At 52.6% G+C, this 20,071-nt stretch carries 18 protein-coding genes; 4 read left to right on the top strand and 14 right to left on the bottom strand.

Annotation, left to right across the window (positions count from 1 at the left end):
* Window positions 1-22 precede the first annotated feature (22 nt).
* The 3 genes from MKZ15_RS07005 to MKZ15_RS06995 all read right to left on the bottom strand — a co-directional run bounded on the left by MKZ15_RS07005 (window position 23) and on the right by MKZ15_RS06995 (window position 3,226).
* Window positions 23-1,567, bottom strand: a complete 1,545-nt coding sequence (locus MKZ15_RS07005; protein WP_339820912.1) for an EAL domain-containing protein — start codon at window positions 1,565-1,567, stop codon at window positions 23-25.
* 38 nt (window positions 1,568-1,605) lie between these two features.
* Window positions 1,606-2,124, bottom strand: coding sequence for an MASE3 domain-containing protein (locus tag MKZ15_RS07000; RefSeq protein WP_339820909.1), 519 nt, complete (start codon window positions 2,122-2,124; stop codon window positions 1,606-1,608).
* A 136-nt stretch (window positions 2,125-2,260) separates the two neighbouring features.
* Complete coding sequence (locus MKZ15_RS06995) at window positions 2,261-3,226, bottom strand: aldolase catalytic domain-containing protein (RefSeq protein WP_155607516.1); 966 nt, start codon at window positions 3,224-3,226, stop codon at window positions 2,261-2,263.
* Window positions 3,227-3,870: 644 nt separating this feature from the next.
* Here MKZ15_RS06995 and MKZ15_RS06990 point away from each other — a divergent pair.
* The 3 genes from MKZ15_RS06990 to MKZ15_RS06980 are packed head-to-tail and all read left to right on the top strand — an operon-like array spanning window position 3,871 to window position 6,360.
* Entirely contained in the window at window positions 3,871-4,113 is a 243-nt protein-coding gene (locus MKZ15_RS06990) for a FeoA family protein (RefSeq protein ID WP_155607517.1), read from the top strand.
* A complete protein-coding gene (gene feoB, locus MKZ15_RS06985) occupies window positions 4,110-6,140 on the top strand; it encodes a ferrous iron transport protein B (protein ID WP_155607518.1) in 2,031 nt (676 codons plus the stop codon). Before MKZ15_RS06990 ends, feoB begins: the two co-directional genes overlap by 4 nt.
* Window positions 6,141-6,171: 31 nt before the next feature.
* On the top strand, window positions 6,172-6,360 hold the full coding sequence (locus tag MKZ15_RS06980; RefSeq protein WP_193415810.1) for a FeoB-associated Cys-rich membrane protein: 189 nt from the start codon (window positions 6,172-6,174) through the stop codon (window positions 6,358-6,360).
* Window positions 6,361-6,362: 2 nt separating this feature from the next.
* Here the strand turns inward: MKZ15_RS06980 and MKZ15_RS06975 are convergent, their stop codons facing one another.
* The 7 genes from MKZ15_RS06975 to ilvB form a co-directional block, all read right to left on the bottom strand.
* On the bottom strand, window positions 6,363-7,469 hold the full coding sequence (locus tag MKZ15_RS06975; protein WP_155607520.1) for an ATP-binding protein: 1,107 nt from the start codon (window positions 7,467-7,469) through the stop codon (window positions 6,363-6,365).
* 298 nt (window positions 7,470-7,767) lie between these two features.
* Window positions 7,768-8,178 (bottom strand): hypothetical protein, encoded by a 411-nt coding sequence (locus MKZ15_RS06970; protein WP_155607521.1) that lies wholly within the window; start codon window positions 8,176-8,178, stop codon window positions 7,768-7,770.
* Window positions 8,179-8,443: 265 nt separating this feature from the next.
* Window positions 8,444-9,523 carry a 3-isopropylmalate dehydrogenase gene (gene leuB, locus MKZ15_RS06965; protein ID WP_339820902.1) on the bottom strand — a complete coding sequence of 360 codons (1,080 nt, stop codon included), beginning with the start codon at window positions 9,521-9,523 and terminating at the stop codon, window positions 8,444-8,446.
* Between the two features lie 166 nt (window positions 9,524-9,689).
* Window positions 9,690-11,222: a 2-isopropylmalate synthase gene (locus MKZ15_RS06960; protein WP_339820900.1), complete on the bottom strand. Its 1,533-nt coding sequence runs from the start codon at window positions 11,220-11,222 to the stop codon at window positions 9,690-9,692.
* A 109-nt stretch (window positions 11,223-11,331) separates the two neighbouring features.
* Entirely contained in the window at window positions 11,332-12,324 is a 993-nt protein-coding gene (gene ilvC, locus MKZ15_RS06955; RefSeq protein WP_155607524.1) for a ketol-acid reductoisomerase, read from the bottom strand.
* A gap of 218 nt (window positions 12,325-12,542) precedes the next feature.
* Window positions 12,543-13,031, bottom strand: coding sequence for an acetolactate synthase small subunit (gene ilvN / locus MKZ15_RS06950; protein ID WP_339820898.1), 489 nt, complete (start codon window positions 13,029-13,031; stop codon window positions 12,543-12,545).
* Window positions 13,028-14,773 (bottom strand): biosynthetic-type acetolactate synthase large subunit, encoded by a 1,746-nt coding sequence (gene ilvB, locus MKZ15_RS06945; RefSeq protein ID WP_155607525.1) that lies wholly within the window; start codon window positions 14,771-14,773, stop codon window positions 13,028-13,030. Before ilvB ends, ilvN begins: the two co-directional genes overlap by 4 nt.
* A 696-nt stretch (window positions 14,774-15,469) precedes the next feature.
* Here ilvB and MKZ15_RS06940 point away from each other — a divergent pair.
* A complete protein-coding gene (locus MKZ15_RS06940; protein ID WP_155607526.1) occupies window positions 15,470-15,925 on the top strand; it encodes a GNAT family N-acetyltransferase in 456 nt (151 codons plus the stop codon).
* A gap of 5 nt (window positions 15,926-15,930) precedes the next feature.
* Here MKZ15_RS06940 and MKZ15_RS06935 read toward each other — a convergent pair whose 3' ends face one another.
* The 4 genes from MKZ15_RS06935 to MKZ15_RS06920 form a co-directional block, all read right to left on the bottom strand.
* Entirely contained in the window at window positions 15,931-16,230 is a 300-nt protein-coding gene (locus MKZ15_RS06935; RefSeq protein ID WP_339820895.1) for a hypothetical protein, read from the bottom strand.
* A 209-nt stretch (window positions 16,231-16,439) separates the two neighbouring features.
* Window positions 16,440-17,399, bottom strand: coding sequence for an ABC transporter permease (locus MKZ15_RS06930; protein WP_339820893.1), 960 nt, complete (start codon window positions 17,397-17,399; stop codon window positions 16,440-16,442).
* 1 nt (window position 17,400) lies between these two features.
* Window positions 17,401-18,474 carry an ABC transporter permease gene (locus MKZ15_RS06925; protein WP_193415415.1) on the bottom strand — a complete coding sequence of 358 codons (1,074 nt, stop codon included), beginning with the start codon at window positions 18,472-18,474 and terminating at the stop codon, window positions 17,401-17,403.
* Window positions 18,467-20,005, bottom strand: coding sequence for an ABC transporter ATP-binding protein (locus tag MKZ15_RS06920; protein ID WP_339820890.1), 1,539 nt, complete (start codon window positions 20,003-20,005; stop codon window positions 18,467-18,469). Before MKZ15_RS06920 ends, MKZ15_RS06925 begins: the two co-directional genes overlap by 8 nt.
* Window positions 20,006-20,071: the final 66 nt, after the last annotated feature.

Here is a 20,071-nt window from a genome sequence, read left to right as displayed (position 1 = left end):
AGCCCTACAAGACAAAAAAACCTTAGCCGGCAAGCCGGCTAAGGAACTCGCTTTCCAGCACGCCGGCAGGTACCGGCTTGCTAAACAGATATCCTTGTCCTTCGTGGCATCGCTGGAGCTTGAGGAACTCCAACTGCTCCTCGTTCTCCACGCCTTCAGCCGTCACTTTCAGCTTTAAGTGATGAGCCATGGTGGTAATGGTGGAGACGATGGCCGCGTCATTCCCGTCGTACATGACTTCTTTTACGAAGGCACGGTCGATTTTCAAGCGGTCGATCGGCAGGCTTTTCAAATAATAAAGGGAACTATAGCCTGTGCCAAAATCATCGATACTGATATGTATTCCCAAACGCTTCAAGCGATGAAGCTGATCCAGGGCGGTTTCAATATCGTACGTCATACTTTCCGTTACTTCAAGCTCCAGGTAACGAGGGTCTAACCCGACCTCGCGTAAGATCGCGTCCACGTGCTCAGCCAAATTATATTGCCGGAACTGTCGCATCGATAAGTTGACGGATACGCAAACCGGTTCAAAGCCGTCCAACTGCCATTTTTTATTGTGCAGACAAGCCGTTTTCAGCACCCATTCTCCGAGCGGAACGATGAGGCCGCTCTCCTCGGCTAGCGGTATGAATTCGCTTGGCGGCAAAAGCCCCCGCTTCGGATGGTTCCAACGGACCAGCGCCTCCATCCCGACCATTTTGCCTGTATTCAAACTGATCTGCGGCTGAAACTCCAGGAAGAACTCCTCCCGCTCCAGCGCCTTACGCATATCGTTCTCCAATTCCACCTTGGATTGGGTACGTTGCTTCATGGCCGCATGATACCGCATAAAGTCCACGCCTTGTTCCTTGGCATGATGAACTGCCATATCCGCATATTGAATCATCTGGTTCACCGAATCCCCGTCATCCGGGAATACGGATAAGCCCATGCTTAGTGAAATATGATATTCAGTATCATCGATCAGCACCGCCGGATCTACAGAAGCTAACAGCTCCTTGGCCCGCTCCTCGGCCGCCGCATCATCCGGCAGTTCTGGAAAGATCACGGCAAATTCGTCTTCGCCCATTCGGTACACTCGCCGCTGCGTTCCCCCTAGCGCCGACAATCGACTTCCCAGCTCGGTCAACAGCTTATCTCCCGCACTGTAGCCCAAGGAATCGTTAATCGCCTTAAACCGGTCAATATTAATCACCGCAACGCCGGTACAAGCTTGAGAAAACGCAAGCAATTCGCCCAACTGCTCTTTCATTTGCCGCAGGTTCGGCAGACCGGTTAAATCATCGTGGTAAGCCATATGCTTCATTTGGGCTTCCGCCAGCTGCTTGCCGCGCATCGGCTCTTCAATCGTCAGCCGGTAGACGCCTTTAAGGACGAAATAATAAGAAATGCTCATAAACCATTGGCCCGCCGCCTGCGCCAAATCTCCGCCCTGCCCCGGTGGGGAGGTCAGAAGAACATGCCCCATCGCCATGAACAACAGCGCTCGGGTTACCGTCATAATTGCCGGCGGACGCTCTGATCGATGCCGGTATAGGACCGCTATAGCGGCGATGATGTACAATAACGGAATACCAGCTCGCAGGATGAACTGCCCAATCTCTAGATTGAACAGCGAGGGAGGCTGCTTTGGTACCGGTTTAATCCCAACAACCCCACCAGGGTTAACAGGCCTGCTCCCGTAAACATGACGATTTTCTGGCGTCCGTTCACCTGCTGATCCTCCGTGGCAAAAATCCGCAGCATCCCGAGCGCCCCCAGCGTATGTGAGATCGCCAAAAACCAGGTCGCCAGGCTTCCGCCCGGTTTAAAGCCGAGCAGCATGATGTCACCGTACGAAGCGGCGTACAGAATATCCAAGATCCCGATCATTGTAAATAAAACGGCCGTGTATAGCCGCTGCTTGGAAAGTTTGTCGATGAACAGAATCCATCCCTGTGCAAATATGGCAAACGAAACAGCCAGGCACATCAAACCGGCCAGGAGATGCATCGTTTGAATGAGCGTGTCCGTTCCTGGCGGAAAATCGTTCCCCGCCGACAGCCGGACCACCCCGACCATTGCCGCCAACCCGATTACCCCTTGGATGATTGTCGTTTGTTCCTCTGCCCTAATCCTCAATGCGTATCAACCTCCGGAGGTAAGTTCTGTCTTCCGTCATGAAACTACTAATTCAACATATTCCGCTTATTTCCTGCCTTTTCCCCAAATTTGTCGATGAAAAAAGAAGCCCGGCGAGGCGCCGGGCTTAATATCCTTATTTTTTTGTCCGATTTACCGTCGTCTCAGGCGTCGTCAGCTTATCGTAAAAATCGACGGCCTTATCCTTGTCCTCTGATGCCCGAAGCGCCATCGCGGAGCGTGGATGCTCGTCAAGCGTCCCGGTGATCATGTATGGGATCAAATACCCCCACTCCTCTTTTTCACGAAGCGGAATCAGCAGTTCTTCCAAAACTTCCAGAATAGGGCGCAACTTGTAACTCGTGTTCTTCAGATGAGTTACAAGCAATTCGGTTGGGCAGTTGCCGGCCGCGCGCCCCATGCCGTACACGGAAGCGTCCAGCAGCTCTACTCCGTGATCGGCAGCCACCAGCGTATTGGAGAACGCCAGCTGCATGTTGTTATGGGTATGCACACCTAAGCGTTTACCCGGAAGATGAGTTTTGAACTTATTGACCAAATACTCCATGTCTTTATAGTCGAGACTTCCGTACGAATCGACGATGTAGACAACGTCAACGACGCTCTCCTTAATCATCTCGAACGCTTCCAGCAGCTCGTTCTCCATTACATTAGACAACGCCATAATGTTCAGCGTGGTCTCGTAACCTCGGTCATGGAACAATTGAACCAATTGCAATGCCTTATCAACATCTTTAATGTAGCAAGCGACCCGAATCAAATCGAGCAAGCTTTCGCTGCGCGGTAAAATATCGTTTTCATCCACCCGACCGATGTCGACCAGCGCGGATAGTTTCGTCGTTCCTTTTTGAGGAATTACCTTGCGCAGGAAATCGTCGTCCAGAAACCGCCAAGGGCCGGCTTCATCAGCGCCTTTCAGCAGCTTGGGCGAGTTTTTGTAGCCGATTTCCATATAATCCACGCCTGCCTCGTTTAAGCCTGCGTACAATTTTTGGACAAATTCTACGCTGAAGTCCCAGTTATTCACCAGTCCTCCGTCACGTATGGTGCAATCGACGATTTTGCATTGGTTGGCTTTCATACCCGCATATTCCTCTCCATCGTTTTACTATCCATCTTACTAAAGGTTGTTCGAAAAGTCATCTTTGAATCACGAAGTAGATCAAGAAGTTTGTCGGCATCGAATCTTGAATTCAGCCGGGATTTCCGTTGCTCACGTAGGTTCGCCTACGCTCCGCTACTCAATCCCTACCTTCATCCAACCTTCTCGGTGCTTCAAACCTGACTTTTCGATCTTTCATTATATCGGTTGTTCGAAAAGTCATCTTTGAATCACGAAGTAGATCAAGAAGTTTGTCGGCATCGAATCTTGAATTCAGCCGGGATTTCCGTTGCTCACGTAGGTTCGCCTACGCTCCGCTACTCAATCCCTACCTTCATCCAACCTTCTCGGTGCTTCAAACCTGACTTTTCGATCTTTCATTATATCGGTTGTTCGAAAAGTCATCTTTGAATCACGAAGTGTAGTTTAAAGATGCATAATCGGCATAGAATCGATATGAAGTAAATCACAGTGCAGTTTGCCTGTGCATGATATATTACATTTGAATTCAATTGAGATTGATTCTCAATACCAGTCGTTCAACTAGAACTTAAAGCCGTCTTCGGCTTACATACATGACGTTACAAATGATCCATTTGATCAGGATAAGGAGAGAAAATCCCATGACAACCTGTCGATGCTGCCTGCTTGGATTGAAGCCCGGAACCTCTTGTGCCATCACGCAAATCGGAAATATGGACCCTGTCCTGAAACGGCGCCTCGCCGATCTCGGGATTCGAGAGGGGACTCACGTAGTAGTGAAGCGTTACTGCCTCTGGGGCGGTCCGGTCACTTTGGAATGCGCCGGTCAACTACTGGGCATCCGCCAGAAGGAAGCCGCACATATCGAGGTGGCGGTCTCATGAACAATGCTGCTTTGATCGGGAACCCGAATACCGGGAAAACCTCGCTCTTTAACACCTTAACCAGCTCCTACGAATATGTCGGCAACTGGGCTGGCGTGACGGTTGAGAAAAAGGTGGGGCAACTGCGAGGAAAAGCCGGCCAACTGACCGATCTGCCCGGAATCTACACCCTCCGCCCCCTCTCCCGTGACGAAGGCGTTGCGGCGGAATACTTGGCTGTGGAGTCCCCTTCGGTGCTGGTGAACATCGTTGACGCCTCAAATCTGGAACGCAACCTTTATCTGACGCTGCAACTTCTCGAATATGGTAAACCGGTGATCATTGGGCTAAATATGATCGATGTCGCCAAAGCTAGCGGGCTTCAGGTCGATCCGGAGAAGCTGTCAGCCCGGCTCGGAACTCCGGTTCTCCCCCTGATCGCCCGCACAGGGAAAGGCAGCAAAGAGCTATTGCGGGCGATTGAACAACAGCATCCCGGAGAGGCGGACGTCCCGCATTTTGCCATTCATTATGGCGAAGCGATCGAACGGGCCATCCGCGACATCTCCCGGGAGCTTGCCGCCGGCTGGGAGCAAGGGCGACCGGGCTTGCGCTGGATCGCCTTACAGGTGCTTGAAGATAATCCAGCGGTGATCGCTGTGCTCCCGCCTCAGACCAATCTGAACAAGCTGAAGGCGATCCGGGCTGAAGCGGAGAAGCAGTTGGGTGCAGACGGGTTCGACTCTTCCGTAGAAGAGCACATCCGCACCGTCCGTATCGAGCGCATTCAAGCAATCTGCAGCGAGGCGGTCGACGCCTCCCAGAAGAAACCCCATACGATGACCGAACGCATCGATCGTATCGTCACCCATCCGGTTCTCGGTATCCCGATGTTTATGGCCTTCATGTTTCTTACCTTCCAGCTCACGTTCGACTGGCTCGGCAACCCGCTCTCGGACCTGCTCGACGGTTTCATAACCGGACCGCTGACTGGCGGCGCGGAGAGTCTGCTGACGAATGTAGGGGCTTCAAGCTTCACGCATGCGCTAATCATCGACGGTATCATCGGCGGTGTCGGCGGCGTGTTGGTATTTATCCCGCAGATTTTCATTATGTTCCTGATCATCTCTTTCATCGAGGACTCCGGTTATATGGCCCGGATCACCGTCATGATGGATAAACTGATGGAAATCGTCGGCTTAAACGGCAAAGCGTTAATCCCGTTTATCTTAGGCTTCGGCTGCAACGTCCCGGCCGTCATGGCTTCTCGCAGCATCGAGCAGCCAAAGGAGCGGATGTTGACCATGCTGCTGATTCCGCTGATGTCCTGCTCTGCGCGGCTGCCGGTTTACGCTTTGTTTGCCGGTATCTTTTTCGCCGAGTCGCAAGGACTGATCGTCTTTTCCTTGTATATGCTTGGCATCGTGCTGGCGCTTGTGCTGGCCAAAGTCTTCTCGCTGTTCCTGTTTAAAAACGAACGTTCCTTTTTTATGGTAGAACTCCCGCCTTACCGTATGCCGCAAAGCGTAACCCTGTTCCGCAGTACCTGGGAGAAAGGCAAAGGCTTCCTGCGCAAAGCCGGTACCTTCATTCTTGGCGGTTCGGTGCTGATATGGCTGCTTACGTACCTCGGTCCGGGCGGTGTGGCGGATAATATGGATGACAGCTTCCTGGCTGCGATCGGCGGTTTGTTCTCGTCTGTCTTGCAGCCGTTAGGCTTCGGCACCTGGCAATCCGGAGCCGCTTTAATTACCGGTTTTATGGCCAAAGAGGTCGTGGTGTCGACCATGAACATCATCTACCATGCGCCGGATATGACCGGCCTGCAAGGCCAAATTGCCGCATCCTTCACAGGGCTTCAGGCCTACAGCTTTATGGCCTTCGTTCTGCTCTACACCCCGTGCCTTGCGACGGTGGGCGTCCTTCGCAAAGAAACGGCTTCTTGGAAATGGACGTTCTTTTCAATCGCCTATTCGTTGACGCTTGCCTATCTCGTATCCCTTCTCATTTATCAAGTCGGATTGCGACTAGGTTTTGGTCTGGCTTAAGGAATGGATCTGAAAACGAAAGGAGCAATCCATCATGATCGATATTGTGATCGTCGCCGCCATTTTCGGCTACGCTGCCTTTGCGTTATACCGCGGCTTCAAGAAAAGCAAAAAAGGCGCCTGCGCCTCCTGCTCACTGCAGAAATCCTGTTCTGCGGCTTGCGAAAGTCACGCGGCGTCCTCTTCGGTTTCTCCGGCCAAGGGCCCTCAAAATGAATAAAACTACAAGGCCAGCGGGAGCGAGATGACAAAGATCGTTCCCGCTCCTTTTAAGCTATCCACGGATATATTTCCTCGATGATTCCGGATGATTCGGTAACTCACCGATAATCCCAATCCGGTTCCCTTCTCCTTCGTCGTAAAAAATGGATCAAACAATCGGCTTAGCATTCCCTTGTCCATCCCGCCGCCGTTATCCTGCACCGAGATATTCACCGATTTGCCTTCCATCTCCGCACGGACATCAATCACCCCTTGGTGGTCACCGCCTACCTCGGCGATCGCGTCCATGGCATTCTTGATAATGTTCAGCAGCACCTGCTTAATTTGCTTGACATCGATGGAAACAAGCAACTCCTCCATCGGCTCGTGAAGGATCATTTGGCACCCCTTCATCAGCGCCTCGCTTTCCGTGAGGAGAACGACCTCTTTCAGCAGAGAAGAAACGCTGACCGTCGATTTCTGCGGGGCGGATGGCTTCGATGAATTGAGAAATTCGTGAATAATGTCGTTGGCCCGGTCGATTTCCGTCAAAATAATTCGAGCGTACTCATCTTTGCCCAACTGGAGCAAATGAGGCCGAAGCAGCTGAATGAACCCGCGGATGGCGGTAAGCGGATTCCGAATTTCATGGGCAATCGCCGCCGAGATCTTCCCGAGCATCGCCAGCTTATCGTTCTGATAGGCCGTTTGTTCGATCCGCTTGAAATCGGAAACGTCCTTGACGCTCAGCAGAAAGTCTCCATCCATTTGATCCCCGTACGTGACCGTGATGAGCCAATGCCGGCCGTATTCGTCGATTAACTCATGGTACTTTTTTCGGTGAAAAATCGTCTCCCGGTAAATACGCAAAATCTTGCGCTTCTTAAATTGGTTGAGATGTGGATGCCGCAGCATCTGAAGCAAGTTACAGCCGATCAGGGATTGGCGTGGCATTTCGAGCAGCTTGGCCATCTGTACATTGATAAAGGTCAGAACCCCATCGCTGTCAAACAGCATAATTCCGCTGTCCAGGTGTTGGAGTACGTTCTCATACTTGTTTTTAACGAGTTGGGTCGATTGGTATGCTTTGACGGACTGGAGCAATGTCTCTTGAAATTCACTCAACAAGTGTGGTTCCCCCTTTACTCAAATGATCATACGATCACTACCTAGAAGAACTTACCCTGACTCGGCGCGTTTCACTCAACTTTCGATGCGATCTATGGCTTATTCGTACAAAGACGATGGATGCATGTCCACAAAACAGATCAGATAAGTCAAAAGCCACCTGTTTCAATCATAGTCAAGTTTTCCAAATACCGTCAATCAGAGATACTGTCGAAAAAAGTTGGATGAACGCAAAACGACTACCATAGTCCTAAAAAAGTAAAAATAGCCTCCCTTCCGGAAGACTATTTCTGTTCATTCAACTATTGTTGTGTTGAAGCCGAGCTCTACGTCGGCTCATGACCGCCAGCCTTTTTTTGAGCTCCTCCGTCCATTTCTCATCGCCGATTTGTTTGGCTACGGACAGAAGGTCCAAGGAAATATCGATTTGGCTTTGCACGATCACCAGGGGATCTTCATCCTCCCGATTGACGCAGTTCCCAAAAATGGACTCATCGTCTTCCATCACAAAATCCTGAAAATCAATTTCCGAAACTCCGTCGCCATGCGCGTATTCCGCTAGAATTTCGTATTCATTCTCCACTTTATAATGAACCTCAACCCGATGGCACACCGGGCAAAACAACAGGGGTACATTATGTACCTGCGTACGATAATGCTTTAAAGTCCCCTTTGTTCCCAGCATGCTGGCTCCGCAGCAAAAACTCATTCCCCTTCACCCTTTCTCGCGTTCGGTTCATTAACGCCTCCCTGCCCTCCCAGGCCGGGATTTCAACTAATTTATTCGTGAGGCTTGCTTCAAATTCCTGCGTACAGAATGTAAATCCTGGGATTCCAGCCACTCCCCTACAGGCGTTGCTACTGGGCAAAAAACCCCCGATTTGAGCTTTGCTCAAATCGGGGGTCCATCTTCTTATCTTTATCACATGGTAACATCGGCCATCTTCAAAGTCAATTTTCTTGCTCGCTGTGCATTACTTCTTGATTGCAGCAACGATCAAATCGCCCATTTCCTTCGTACCGACCGCTTGGCTCTTGTCGACGGCGATATCGCCGGTGCGGTGACCGGCATTCAGTACGTCGGCAACAGCGGCTTCGATCGCGTCAGCGGCATCCGCATAACCGAAGGTCATACGGAACATCAACGCTACGGACAAGATTGTCGCGATCGGGTTAGCCAGATTCTGACCGGCGATGTCCGGCGCGGAACCGTGAACGGGCTCGTATAACCCGAAGCTGCCTTCACCCAGGGAAGCCGAGGACAGCATTCCGATCGAGCCGGTAAGCATAGCCGCTTCGTCGCTCAGAATGTCGCCAAACATGTTCTCCGTCACGATGACGTCGAAGCTGGCCGGACGGCGGAGCAGCTGCATCGCGCAGTTATCGACAAGGACGTGCTCCAGTTCTACATCCGGATAATCCGGTGCGACCCGGTTCACAACTTCGCGCCACAACCGTGAGGTCTCCAACACGTTGGCTTTATCGACCGAAGCCAGCTTCTTGCGGCGCTTCTGAGCGATCTCAAACGCTTGGCGAACGATACGTTCGACTTCGCTGACGTTGTACGCGCACGTATCAACGGCTTCCTGACCTTGCTCCGTATCGCGGCGGTACTTCTCGCCGAAATAAATGCCGCCGGTCAGCTCGCGCACGACGATGAGATCCGTACCTTCAAGCACTTCCGGTTTAAGCGTTGAAGCATCCTTGAGACAGTCGAACACGACCGCCGGACGCAGGTTCGAGAACAGGCCTAGCGCTTTACGGATGCCCAGCAATCCGGTCTCCGGGCGTAGTTCCTTCGGATTGTTGTCCCATTTCGGACCGCCTACGGCCCCGAGCAATACGGCGTCGGCCTTTTGGCACACCTCCAGCGTTTCTTGTGGAAGTGGTGTCCCCTTCTCGTCGATAGCGATGCCGCCGAACAATGCATGTTCCGTTTCAAACTTGTACCCGAACAGCTCCTCCGTCCGTTTCAACACTTTCTCCGCTTCGGCTACCACTTCCGGTCCGATGCCGTCGCCCGCGATCACCGCGATTTTTTTGACTTCTGCCATTGCTTCCAGCTCCCTTTCGTGAACATCCTCTTCTTCTGTTGTAACACACCGGGTTAGGATAAACAAAGATATAGAATCTATTAAGGTCATAGGTATTAACTATAAGCAGGCAAAAAAACAGCGGAGCTGAATGAATCAGCTCCGCCGCAGCCGTCTCCCGGTTCGGTTATGCCCGAATCGCAGAGTTCGAGTTTCTCTTCTCAATCAACCGGTTGAGGGCATCGACATAAGCGCGAGCACTCGCTTCCAAGATGTCGGTGCTGACGCCGCGGCCCTGCACGGATACGCCGTTTTGAGTCAACACGACGTGGACTTCCCCTTGGGCGTCCTTACCATGGCTCACCGATTTGATCGAGTAATCGGCCAGTTTGACCTCTTCGCCGGAAGCCAGGTCAATCGCGTTATAAATCGCGTCAACCGAACCGTTGCCTTCGGCTTCCTTCTCGATAATATCGCCAGCAAGCGTGACCAGACGGATCTTCGCCGCTGGGGTCGCCTCGTTGCCGTAAGAGACGAAAATCGTCTCGAGACGGAATTCCTCCGGCGTGTCGATCAGCTTCAGCTCGACGATCGCCAGCAGGTCCTCGTCGGTGACTTCCTTCTTCTTGTCGGCCAGCGCTTTGAACTTGGCAAAAGCTTCGTTCAAACGCTCGTCATCCAGCGTATATCCCATATCCACCAGCTTCTCGCGGAAGGCATGACGACCGGAATGCTTACCCAGCACGAGCTTGCTCTCCTTGAGCCCGATCGTTTCCGGCGACATGATTTCGTAAGTCGTTTTCTCCTTCAGCATGCCGTCTTGGTGGATACCTGATTCATGAGCAAAAGCATTCGCGCCAACGATCGCCTTGTTCCCCGGCACCACCATCCCGGTCAAGCGGCTGACCAGCCGGCTCGTACGGGCGATTTCCGTCAGCTCGAGCGACGTTTTTGCACCAAAGAAGTCGAAGCGCGTTTCCAGCGCCAACGCCACTTCCTCCAGCGCGGTGTTGCCGGCCCGTTCTCCGATTCCGTTGATCGTCCCTTCGATTTGGTCGGCGCCGCCTAAGATCGCAGCCAGCGAGTTCGCAGTCGCCAGACCCAGATCATCGTGGCAATGGGCGCTAAGCTGGATCTTCTCGATGCCGGGCACCTTCTCCTTCAGCGTACGGAAGATGTTGCCATACTCCTCGGGATATAAATATCCGACCGTGTCCGGAATATTCACTACCGATGCGCCTTCACGAATCGCCATTGCCGTCATTTCGCACAGGAAATCCAATTCGGTTCGACCCGCATCCTCGCAGGAGAATTCGATCTTCGAAAAATACTTGCGGGCATACCGCAACGCGGCCTGCGCCGTTTCCAGCACCTGATCTTTGTCCATCTTCAATTTATATTTCCGGTGAATCGGACTCGTAGCCAGGAACAAATGAATGCAAGGATCCTCGGCCCCTTGCAGCGCTTCACGGACCGCATCGATATCCTGCGTACGCGAGCGCGACAAGCCGATCACCGTCGACTTCTTCACCGCACGCGCTACGGCATTTACCGCGGCCAAATCCCCGGGCGAAGCTGCGGGAAAACCCGCTTCGATTCGGTCGACCCCAAGCTTCTCCAGCTGATAGGCGATCTCCAGCTTTTCGCGAGTATTCAGGTTGACTCCAGGGGATTGCTCACCATCCCGAAGCGTCGTATCGAAAATGTAGATTTTGCGCATTCCAAGCACCTCCTCCGAAAAGCTCCAATGCGGCTCACACAAAGGGGCGGCCGCATTGGGTATTCAGGTTCATTCTTATCTTACGTTGGGTCTTATCAACGATATGCCGTTATTTCTTGATCCAGTGCATCAAGCCGCGAAGCTCTCTGCCGACCACTTCGATCGGATGGTTTGCTTCATTGCGGCGAGTTGCCGTGAGGAACGCACGGTTCGATTGGTTCTCCAAGATGAAGTCGCGAGCGAATTTCCCTTGTTGGATATCGGAAAGCACAGCTTTCATCGCTTTCTTGGTTTCTTCTGTCACAACGCGAGGCCCTGTTACATAGTCTCCATACTCCGCTGTATTGGAAATGGAGTCACGCATCGTTGCCATGCCGCCTTCATAGATCAAGTCAACGATCAGCTTCATCTCGTGCAAGCACTCGAAGTATGCCATTTCAGGAGCATAACCCGCTTCAACCAGCGTTTCGAAGCCGGCTTTGATCAGGGCGGTTACGCCGCCGCACAATACAGCTTGTTCACCGAACAAATCAGTTTCGGTTTCTTCACGGAACGAGGTTTCGATAACCCCTGCACGTGTACAGCCAATCCCTTTTGCGTAAGCGAGGCCGATTTCTTTCGCTTTGCCGGTAGCATCTTGATGGATAGCAATCAGACCAGGAACGCCAAAGCCTTCCACATACGTACGGCGAACCATGTGACCCGGCGACTTCGGAGCAACGAGCAATACGTCGTTGTCCGGGGATGGAACGATTTGACCAAAATGCACGTTAAAGCCATGGGCGAACAACAATGCAGCGCCTTTTTTCAGGTTAGGCGCGATTTCGCTGTTGTAAACCGCAGCTTGAGTCTCGTCCGGCATCAGGATTTGCACGACATCTGCACGTTTGGTCGCTTCCGCAACGGACAATACTTCGAAGCCGTCTTCCTTCGCTTTGTTGAAGGATTTGCCTTCCCGCAGGCCGACAACGACATTCAGTCCGCTTTCGCGCAGGTTTTGCGCATGGGCATGTCCTTGGCTGCCGTAACCGATGATCGCGATCGTTTTTCCTTTCAATACGCTGAGTTCTGCATCTTGTTCATAGTACAAAGTAACTGCCATTTCTTATGCCCTCCTAAGATTTGCGGGACAGTCAAGCTGTGCCCTTAATTAAAATAAGTATGGTTTCCTCCGCCTGTGACGAGCGGGTGTTTCAATGGACCGACGCCTTGAAGCGATAAAGTGGCATCTTGACAAATCGATCCCCTCAAACACCCGCCCGTTGTCTGGCGGAGGGGTGAAGCCGCGGGTAGCGGCAAATTACGTAACAGTTTGAGCGCTTAAGCGTTCCCGCGAATCATGGCGGTAACGCCGGTACGCGAGAGCTCCCGGATGCCGTAAGGACGAAGCAGCTCGATCATGGCGTCGATTTTCTCGGTATCGCCGACGACTTGGATCATCATGGTGTTCGTCCCGATGTCGACGACCGCGGCGCGGAACGTTTCAACGACGCCCATGATTTCCGGGCGCTCCGCCGGCTCGGACTTGACCTTGATCAGCGCAAGCTCGCGAGCGACCATCGGTCTGGAGCTAAGATTGACGACTTTGATGACATCGATCAGTTTATACAGCTGTTTTTCGATTTGCTCGAGCGTTTTGTCATCGCCTTGGGTGACGATGATCATCCGGGACAAGCCTTCTTCCTCGGATTGGCCCACCGTAATGCTTTCGATATTGTAGCCGCGCCGGCCAAACAGGCCGGCAACGCGCTGGAGAACCCCTGGCTGGTCGTTAACTAATACGGAAATCGCATGGTTTTTCATCATCATTCACTGTCCCCCATCAGCATTTGATCAATGGTGGAACCTTGGGTAACCATCGGATATACGTTTTCCTCTTTGCTGACCACGAATTCCACCAGAACCGGTCCCGGTGTGTCGAGCGCTTCCTGCCATGCACGTCTGGCTTCTTCCTTGTTCGTTGCCCGTAGACCCTTCACGCCATAGGCTTCGGCCAACTTGACGAAATCCGGACTGCCTTCAAGATTGATATGGCTGTAACGGTTGTCATAGATCAATTCCTGCCATTGACGGACCATACCGAGCACTTGGTTGTTGATCACGACGACTTTGACCGGGATCTTGTTGATGGCACAGATCGCCAGCTCCTGGGCACACATCTGCATGCCGCCGTCCCCATTAATCGAGATGACTAACCGGTCGGGATGCCCCATCTGCGCGCCGATCGCCGAAGGGAATCCGAAGCCCATCGTACCGAGGCCGCCCGAGGTAATCCAGGATCGAGGCTGGTTAAATTTGTAATACTGCGCCGCCCACATTTGATGCTGGCCAACGTCGGTCGTGACGATCGCCTCTCCGCCTGTCGTGTCATTGAGCAACTCGATCACCCACTGCGGTTTCAGAACGGTATCCGAATCGATGTATCTTAGCGGCTTCTCGATTTTGGAACGTTGGATTTGCGCTCTCCATGCATCCGCTTTGTCCGCCCGCGAAACGATCGGGTTCAGCATCTCCAGCACGGTTTTCACATCGCCAACGATCGGAATGTCTGCATGAACGTTCTTGCCGATTTCCGCCGGGTCGATGTCGATGTGCACGATTTTGGCCTTCGGCGCAAACCCGTCCAGTTTGCCGGTTACCCGGTCGTCGAACCGTGCCCCGATGTTGATCAGCAAATCGGATTGCTGAATCGATTGGTTCGCCGTATAGGTGCCGTGCATACCGGGCATTCCCATCCACAGCTCGTGGCCGCTTGGGAAAGCACCCAAGCCGAGCAGCGTTGTCGTAATCGGAATTTGCGTCTTGTTCACAAATTCGAACAGCTGCTCATGTCCGCCGGAGTAAACCACGCCGCCGCCGGCGATAATGACCGGACGTTCGGCTTCCTGAATGGCCGCTGCCAATTTGTCCAGCTGCAGTCGATTCGGCACCACCGTCGGATTGTAGCCGCGCAGGTTGATGGTCTGGGAAGGCTCGAACAAAGCCTTGTTCGCGGACACGTCCTTCGGAATGTCGATCAGGACCGGACCTTTCCGACCGGTGTTCGCAATGTGGAACGCTTCGTGGATAACACGAGGCAGATCCTCAACATTCCGAACAAGATAACTGTGTTTTGTGATCGGCATCGTGATGCCGGTAATATCTGCCTCTTGGAACGCATCGGTTCCGATCAGGCTGGAAACGACGTTCCCCGTAATGATAACGAGCGGAACGGAATCCATAAACGCCGTGGCGATCCCCGTCACCGTGTTGGTCGCTCCCGGTCCGGAGGTGGCGATACATACGCCGACTTTGCCAGTGGCTCGGGCGTACCCGTCCGCCGCGTGGATGGCGCCCTGCTCATGTCGGGTCAGCAGGTGGTGGAAATCGGTAAATCCGTACAACGCGTCATAAATGTACAACACCGCTCCGCCCGGATAACCAAAGACGCACTCGACACCTTCCAAAAGCAAGCTGCGAAGCAGGATATCCGAACCTGTAATGACTTCCGGTTTCATCCATTTTTCTCGTAATTGTTCTGTGGACCGCGTTTCTGGAATTTGCGCGCTCATCAGTCATCCTCCTTATCATAGGTTGTTTAAAAGTCAACTTTTGATCACGATGTAACTCATGAAGCGGATTCGACATCGAATCTTGAATTCAGCCGGTCGCTCCGTTGCTCACGTAGCCTCCAGCTACGCTCCGCTACTCCCTCCCTAGCTTCATCCAACCTTCTCGGTGCTGAAAAGCTGACTTTTGAAACTCTTATTTAACCAAAAAAACCTTCCGCCCGCCGGAACAGTTTCCTGCTCCGAGGGACGAAAGGTTTGATCCTCCGTGGTACCACCCATTTTCACTTAGCACCTCGCAGTGCCAAGCCTTGACGAGTAAAAGCGTGACCCGCCTTACTCGTGGTCCGTAACGAGGACCAAACGATTTCCCCTAATAAGCTTTAAACGCAAGCGCCACCGCGGATGGCTTGCAGCTTTTCAGGGAAACAGCTCCGAGGTGAGCTCGCAGTTAAGGGATTTTGGTGGTGGTCTCAGCAAATCCACCCACTCTCTGAGCAAAGAGCCCTTAAAGCTTCGTCCTCTTCATCGCCGATGCAAGATATGTCTTAAAATGTTTAGAAACATTATATGATTAGTTTACACCACGAGTCAATACCCTAAAGAATTAAAGTTTCTGACAGGAACCCTTCCCCTCCTCCTTCTCATATGATAAAAGATAGCGCCTAAAATTATGCACGGTTAGGAGGAGATTCGCGCATGATTCGATACAGAAGGCCGAAACAGGACGATCCCATCATCCACGATTTGATCCGCGGAGAGCTTGTCCCCTTCTCCCATCTGCCTCCACAGGACATCGAGGCCGTCTTCAAGGATATCCCGCTGCGTCTGTCGCGTGGCGTCTCGCTGGTGGCTTCCCCTACCTACGAAGCGGATCCGGTAGCTTTTATTCATTTTCTCATTCACGGCGATTTGTTATATATTGACATGATGGCGGTAGCGTCGGCTCATCAGCGGCAACGCCACGGTAAAACACTGATGGCGCATGCAGAAAATTTTGCCGTCTCCCGCGGTTGTCTGCGCGCAAAAGTAATGGTGGACCGGGACAACACCCGAGCCCACCTATTTTACCGTAAGTTGGGGTACCGAACTCAGCGTTACGTCCCGCTATCCCAATGTTATGAGCTGGAAAAAAGGCTGCCCAGCCGCAATTAGCCGTTTTACCAGAAATAGGGGTAAGGGTAGCCTCCGCCATAGGGGACTCCGCCACCATAGGGGACGCCACCGTACGGAACCCCGCCAAAGGCGTACGGAGCGGTGCCGATCGCCAGCAGATCGAACAAAACAAGCGGGATGATCGCTTTGGTTCTGACTTTTTTACCGGGGGCCTGGCGAACAATCAAACGATTGCCGCTGATTTTCACCAGTTTGCCTGTAACAACCGTACCGTCTTTTTTATAAGCCGTGATCGACTTGCCCAGCCATTTCTCGGCTTCTTTTCTCGTAACCGTTCTGCCCATCCTAATTCCTCCTGTCAGGTTAGATCGTATAGCCGCGAAAAACCGCTCTGGCCGAACCGTTTGAATCGGCTATTTTGTGTACACCCCTAACCTATTCACTCGTCCCTATCCTTGCTTACACCATCGCCTTGTCTTCCAACAATCGGGCTTCTCCCCCTAAATAAAACAAAAAAAAGGATGCTGCCCATGCAGCATCCTTTTGCTTCATTCTAACGTTTCCCCGGATCGTAAGGCGTACCTAACGCCGCCGGCGCTGAGGAACGTCCCACCGCTCCAACGAGGACGATAATCGTCAGTACGTAAGGGATCATGAAGATAAATTCCTGAGGAATACTTCTCGACCATTCAAACAACTGTACGTAGTTGCGAATCGCCTGCGAGAAACCAAAGAACATCGCCGCGCCGAAAGCGCCCAGCGGATTCCATTTGCCGAAGATCATCGCCGCGATGGCAATAAAGCCCTGGCCGGAAATCGTATTATGGGCAAACGTACTAGTTGTCGTCAGTGTGATCGTTGCGCCGCCGATGCCCCCGAGAATACCGCTGAGAAGCACCCCGATGTAGCGCATTTTCGTCACGTTCACGCCCAGCGTGTCCGCCGCGCTTGGATGCTCACCGACGGAACGCAGACGTAATCCGAACGGGGTCTTAAACAGAACAAAATAAATGACAACGACGAGGATCAATGCCAAATACGTCGTTGGATACGAGTTAAAGAAGCCCTCCCCGATAATCGGGATGTCGCGCAGAATTGGGATCGGGACTTTATGGAATACCGTAACGAGCGGCGTTTCGGCTGCCCCTTCAAACAGCAATTTGACGATGTATACGGTCAAACCCGCTGCCAAAAAGTTGATGACGATCCCGCTGATCGTCTGATCCGCCTTAAACGTGATCGTAGCAACGGCATGGATCAAAGCGCCAAGTGCCCCCATAACCATGGCTGCAATCACCCCGACCCACGGCGAGAAGGCGCCCATGCCCGCTTCCTGGGCATAATAAGTCCCTACGCCGGCGGCGAACGCGCCGAATATCATTAACCCTTCCAGACCGATGTTAACGACGCCGGAACGCTCGGAGAAAATGCCGCCAAGCGCCGTAAAGATCAACGCCGTTGAGAACACGAGTGTGGAGTTCAGCAATTGACCAAGTAGTGTAAGTACGTCCATCTTACGACACCTTCTCTTTCTTGCGCTTCAGGTAAAACGGCTTCAGTACGATTCTTACGATGCCCTGAGCGGCAATGAAGAATATGATCGAGCCAATCACGATCTTGATCAACTCCGGAGGTACCCCGGCACTAAAGCTCATCCCGGCCGAGCCATAGGTCAGCACGCCGTACAGGATCGATCCAAGCACCACACCAAACGGATGGTTCATGCCGAGCAGCGCAACCGCGATGCCGTCAAATCCGTATCCCGGTGAGGCGGCGAAGACCGATTGATAATGGAACACGCCCAACACCTCGAAGGTGCCGGCCAAGCCAGCAAACACGCCGCTGATGAACATTGCTTTCACGATGTTGCGGCTGACGTTCATCCCGGCATATTCCGCCGCATTCGGGTTCAAACCGACGGAACGCATTTCGTAACCTTGCTTCGTTTTCCAAAGGTAAACAAAGAAGAATACCGCCGTCAGAAGGGCGATGATCGTTCCCCAGTGGATCCGGGCATTATTGAATACGTCGTTCAGGAAGGTCATCGAGGCCGATGCGGCGATGTCCTCGGAACGGTTTTGGCCCTTCAACAGGTAGAAATTGCGGATGACGTAATTCGATAAATATAACGCCGTCCAGTTCAGCATGATCGTTGTAATAACTTCATTGATGCCCCGTTTGGCTTTCAGGTAACCTGCAATGCCAGCCCAGAGTCCGCCGCCGATCCCCCCCGCAATCACTGCCAGAGGAACCAGGAGGCCGGATGGTAGCCCCGAGAACGACAACGATACCGCCGTTGCCGCCGTCATCCCGATCAAGACCTGGCCGTCTGCACCGATGTTAAACATCCCGGAGCGGAATGCAAACGCAACTGCCAAACCGGTAAACATGAGCGGTGTAATTTGCCGGATCGTTTCACCGAAGTCATAGGGATTGCCTACAACCCGCTGCAAAAGTGCGCTATAGGCGACGATCGGATTGTATCCCCCGATCAGCATAACCACTGCGCCAACCAACAAACCAAGCACGATGGCAACCAGCGGAAGAATGACGCTGTCTAATGTAAATATTTTTCGCAATTTATCCAACGCTTTGACCTCCCCGTTCCAGGCTTCCCGCCATCATTAGGCCAAGCTCTTGATCGTTGGTTTCCTGTGGTAGCACTTCACCGACGATCCGTCCTTCATAAATGACGGCGATCCGATCGGACACGTTCATAATTTCATCCAGCTCGAAGGAGATCAGCAATACCGCTTTGCCTTGGTCTCGCTGCGCAATCAGTTGCTTATGAACGAATTCGATAGCCCCAACGTCTAGTCCCCGCGTTGGCTGGGCAGCGATTAACAGATCCGGGTTCTTATCTATTTCCCGCGCAATAATCGCCTTCTGTTGATTCCCCCCGGACAGCGAACGCGCCTTCGTTTCCACGCTTGGCGTACGCACGTCAAACGCCTCGACTAACTGCTTGGCATGCTCGTCGATCGCCCGCTGGTTCAACAGGCCGCCCTTGCTGTACGGCGCTTGGTAATACGTCTCCAGCACCATATTCTCGCTGACGGAGAAATCGAGCACCAAACCATGCTTGTGCCGGTCCTCAGGGATGTGCGACAAACCGCTCTCGATGATCTTTCGCGCCGGCAAATTCGTAATTTCCTTACCCGATAGCTGGATCGACCCGGATTCGATTTTGCGCAGCCCCGTGATCGCTTCGATCAATTCGCTTTGCCCGTTACCGTCAACCCCGGCGATACCAACGATTTCTCCGGCACGCACCTCTAGATTGAGTCCGTTCAGAACATGGAGGCCATGCTTGTCCTTGGTTTTCAAATCGCTTAGCTTCAAGACAGGTTGTCCGATTTGAGGTTCTTGTTTATCCACCTTGAAGGAGACGCCACGGCCAACCATTTTCTCAGCCAGCTCTTGCGGGTTCGTCTGATTCGTCTCTACGGTATCGATCACTTTGCCGCGGCGAATAATCGTAACTCGATCCGAAATCTCCATGATTTCCTTCAGCTTATGGGTAATCAAAATGATGGATTTGCCTTCCGCCACCAACCGTCTCATGATGGCCATCAGTTCCTCGATTTCTTGAGGCGTGAGCACGGCGGTCGGCTCGTCAAATATAAGGATATCCGCGCCGCGGAACAGAATTTTCATAATCTCGACCCGCTGCTGCATCCCGACGGAAATATCGTGGATTTTCGAGTTGGGGTCCACTTGAAGACCATACTGCTCCGACAATTTCGCCACCTGGGCGGACGCCGATTTATAGTCGATATTAAGTCCCTTTTTCGGTTCCATGCCAAGAATGATATTCTCGGTAACCGTAAAAGGCTGTACTAGCTTGAAATGCTGGTGAACCATACCGATGCCTAGCTTGATTGCCTTGTTCGGATTGTCGATTGTCACCGGTTGGCCGTCCATCTCAATCGAGCCTTCATCCGGCTGATAGAGGCCAAACAAAATGTTCATCAACGTTGATTTGCCCGCACCGTTCTCGCCGAGCAGGGCATGAATTTCGCCCTTTCGTAAGGTTAGGCTGATGGAGTCGTTGGCGACTACACCGGGAAAACGTTTTGTGATTTGCTTCAACTCGACTACGGGAGCTTCAGCGCTCATGAAACCACCCTCACCATTATGGGATTAACGCAAGCAACAAGGCCAGTTGATCCACTGGCCTTGCCT

Origin of the sequence: Paenibacillus sp. FSL R7-0216 (assembly GCF_037969915.1) — a bacterium.
Taxonomy (GTDB): Bacteria; Bacillota; Bacilli; order Paenibacillales; family Paenibacillaceae; genus Fontibacillus; species Fontibacillus rhizolycopersici.
Note: the sequence above shows the minus strand (reverse complement) of the source record. Positions and strands in the feature narration are given on the sequence as shown.

Excerpts from the sequence above, each read along its gene's own strand:
- MKZ15_RS06995 (WP_155607516.1), bottom strand. The coding sequence starts at position 3,226 with ATGAAAGCCAACCAATGCAAAATCGTCGATTGCACCATACGTGACGGA.
- MKZ15_RS06990 (WP_155607517.1), top strand. The coding sequence starts at position 3,871 with ATGACAACCTGTCGATGCTGCCTGCTTGGATTGAAGCCCGGAACCTCT.
- feoB (WP_155607518.1), top strand. The coding sequence starts at position 4,110 with ATGAACAATGCTGCTTTGATCGGGAACCCGAATACCGGGAAAACCTCG.
- MKZ15_RS06970 (WP_155607521.1), bottom strand. The coding sequence starts at position 8,178 with ATGAGTTTTTGCTGCGGAGCCAGCATGCTGGGAACAAAGGGGACTTTA.
- leuB (WP_339820902.1), bottom strand. The coding sequence starts at position 9,523 with ATGGCAGAAGTCAAAAAAATCGCGGTGATCGCGGGCGACGGCATCGGA.
- MKZ15_RS06960 (WP_339820900.1), bottom strand. The coding sequence starts at position 11,222 with ATGCGCAAAATCTACATTTTCGATACGACGCTTCGGGATGGTGAGCAA.
- ilvC (WP_155607524.1), bottom strand. The coding sequence starts at position 12,324 with ATGGCAGTTACTTTGTACTATGAACAAGATGCAGAACTCAGCGTATTG.
- ilvN (WP_339820898.1), bottom strand. The coding sequence starts at position 13,031 with ATGATGATGAAAAACCATGCGATTTCCGTATTAGTTAACGACCAGCCA.
- ilvB (WP_155607525.1), bottom strand. The coding sequence starts at position 14,773 with ATGAGCGCGCAAATTCCAGAAACGCGGTCCACAGAACAATTACGAGAA.
- MKZ15_RS06940 (WP_155607526.1), top strand. The coding sequence starts at position 15,470 with ATGATTCGATACAGAAGGCCGAAACAGGACGATCCCATCATCCACGAT.
- MKZ15_RS06935 (WP_339820895.1), bottom strand. The coding sequence starts at position 16,230 with ATGGGCAGAACGGTTACGAGAAAAGAAGCCGAGAAATGGCTGGGCAAG.
- MKZ15_RS06930 (WP_339820893.1), bottom strand. The coding sequence starts at position 17,399 with ATGGACGTACTTACACTACTTGGTCAATTGCTGAACTCCACACTCGTG.
- MKZ15_RS06920 (WP_339820890.1), bottom strand. The coding sequence starts at position 20,005 with ATGAGCGCTGAAGCTCCCGTAGTCGAGTTGAAGCAAATCACAAAACGT.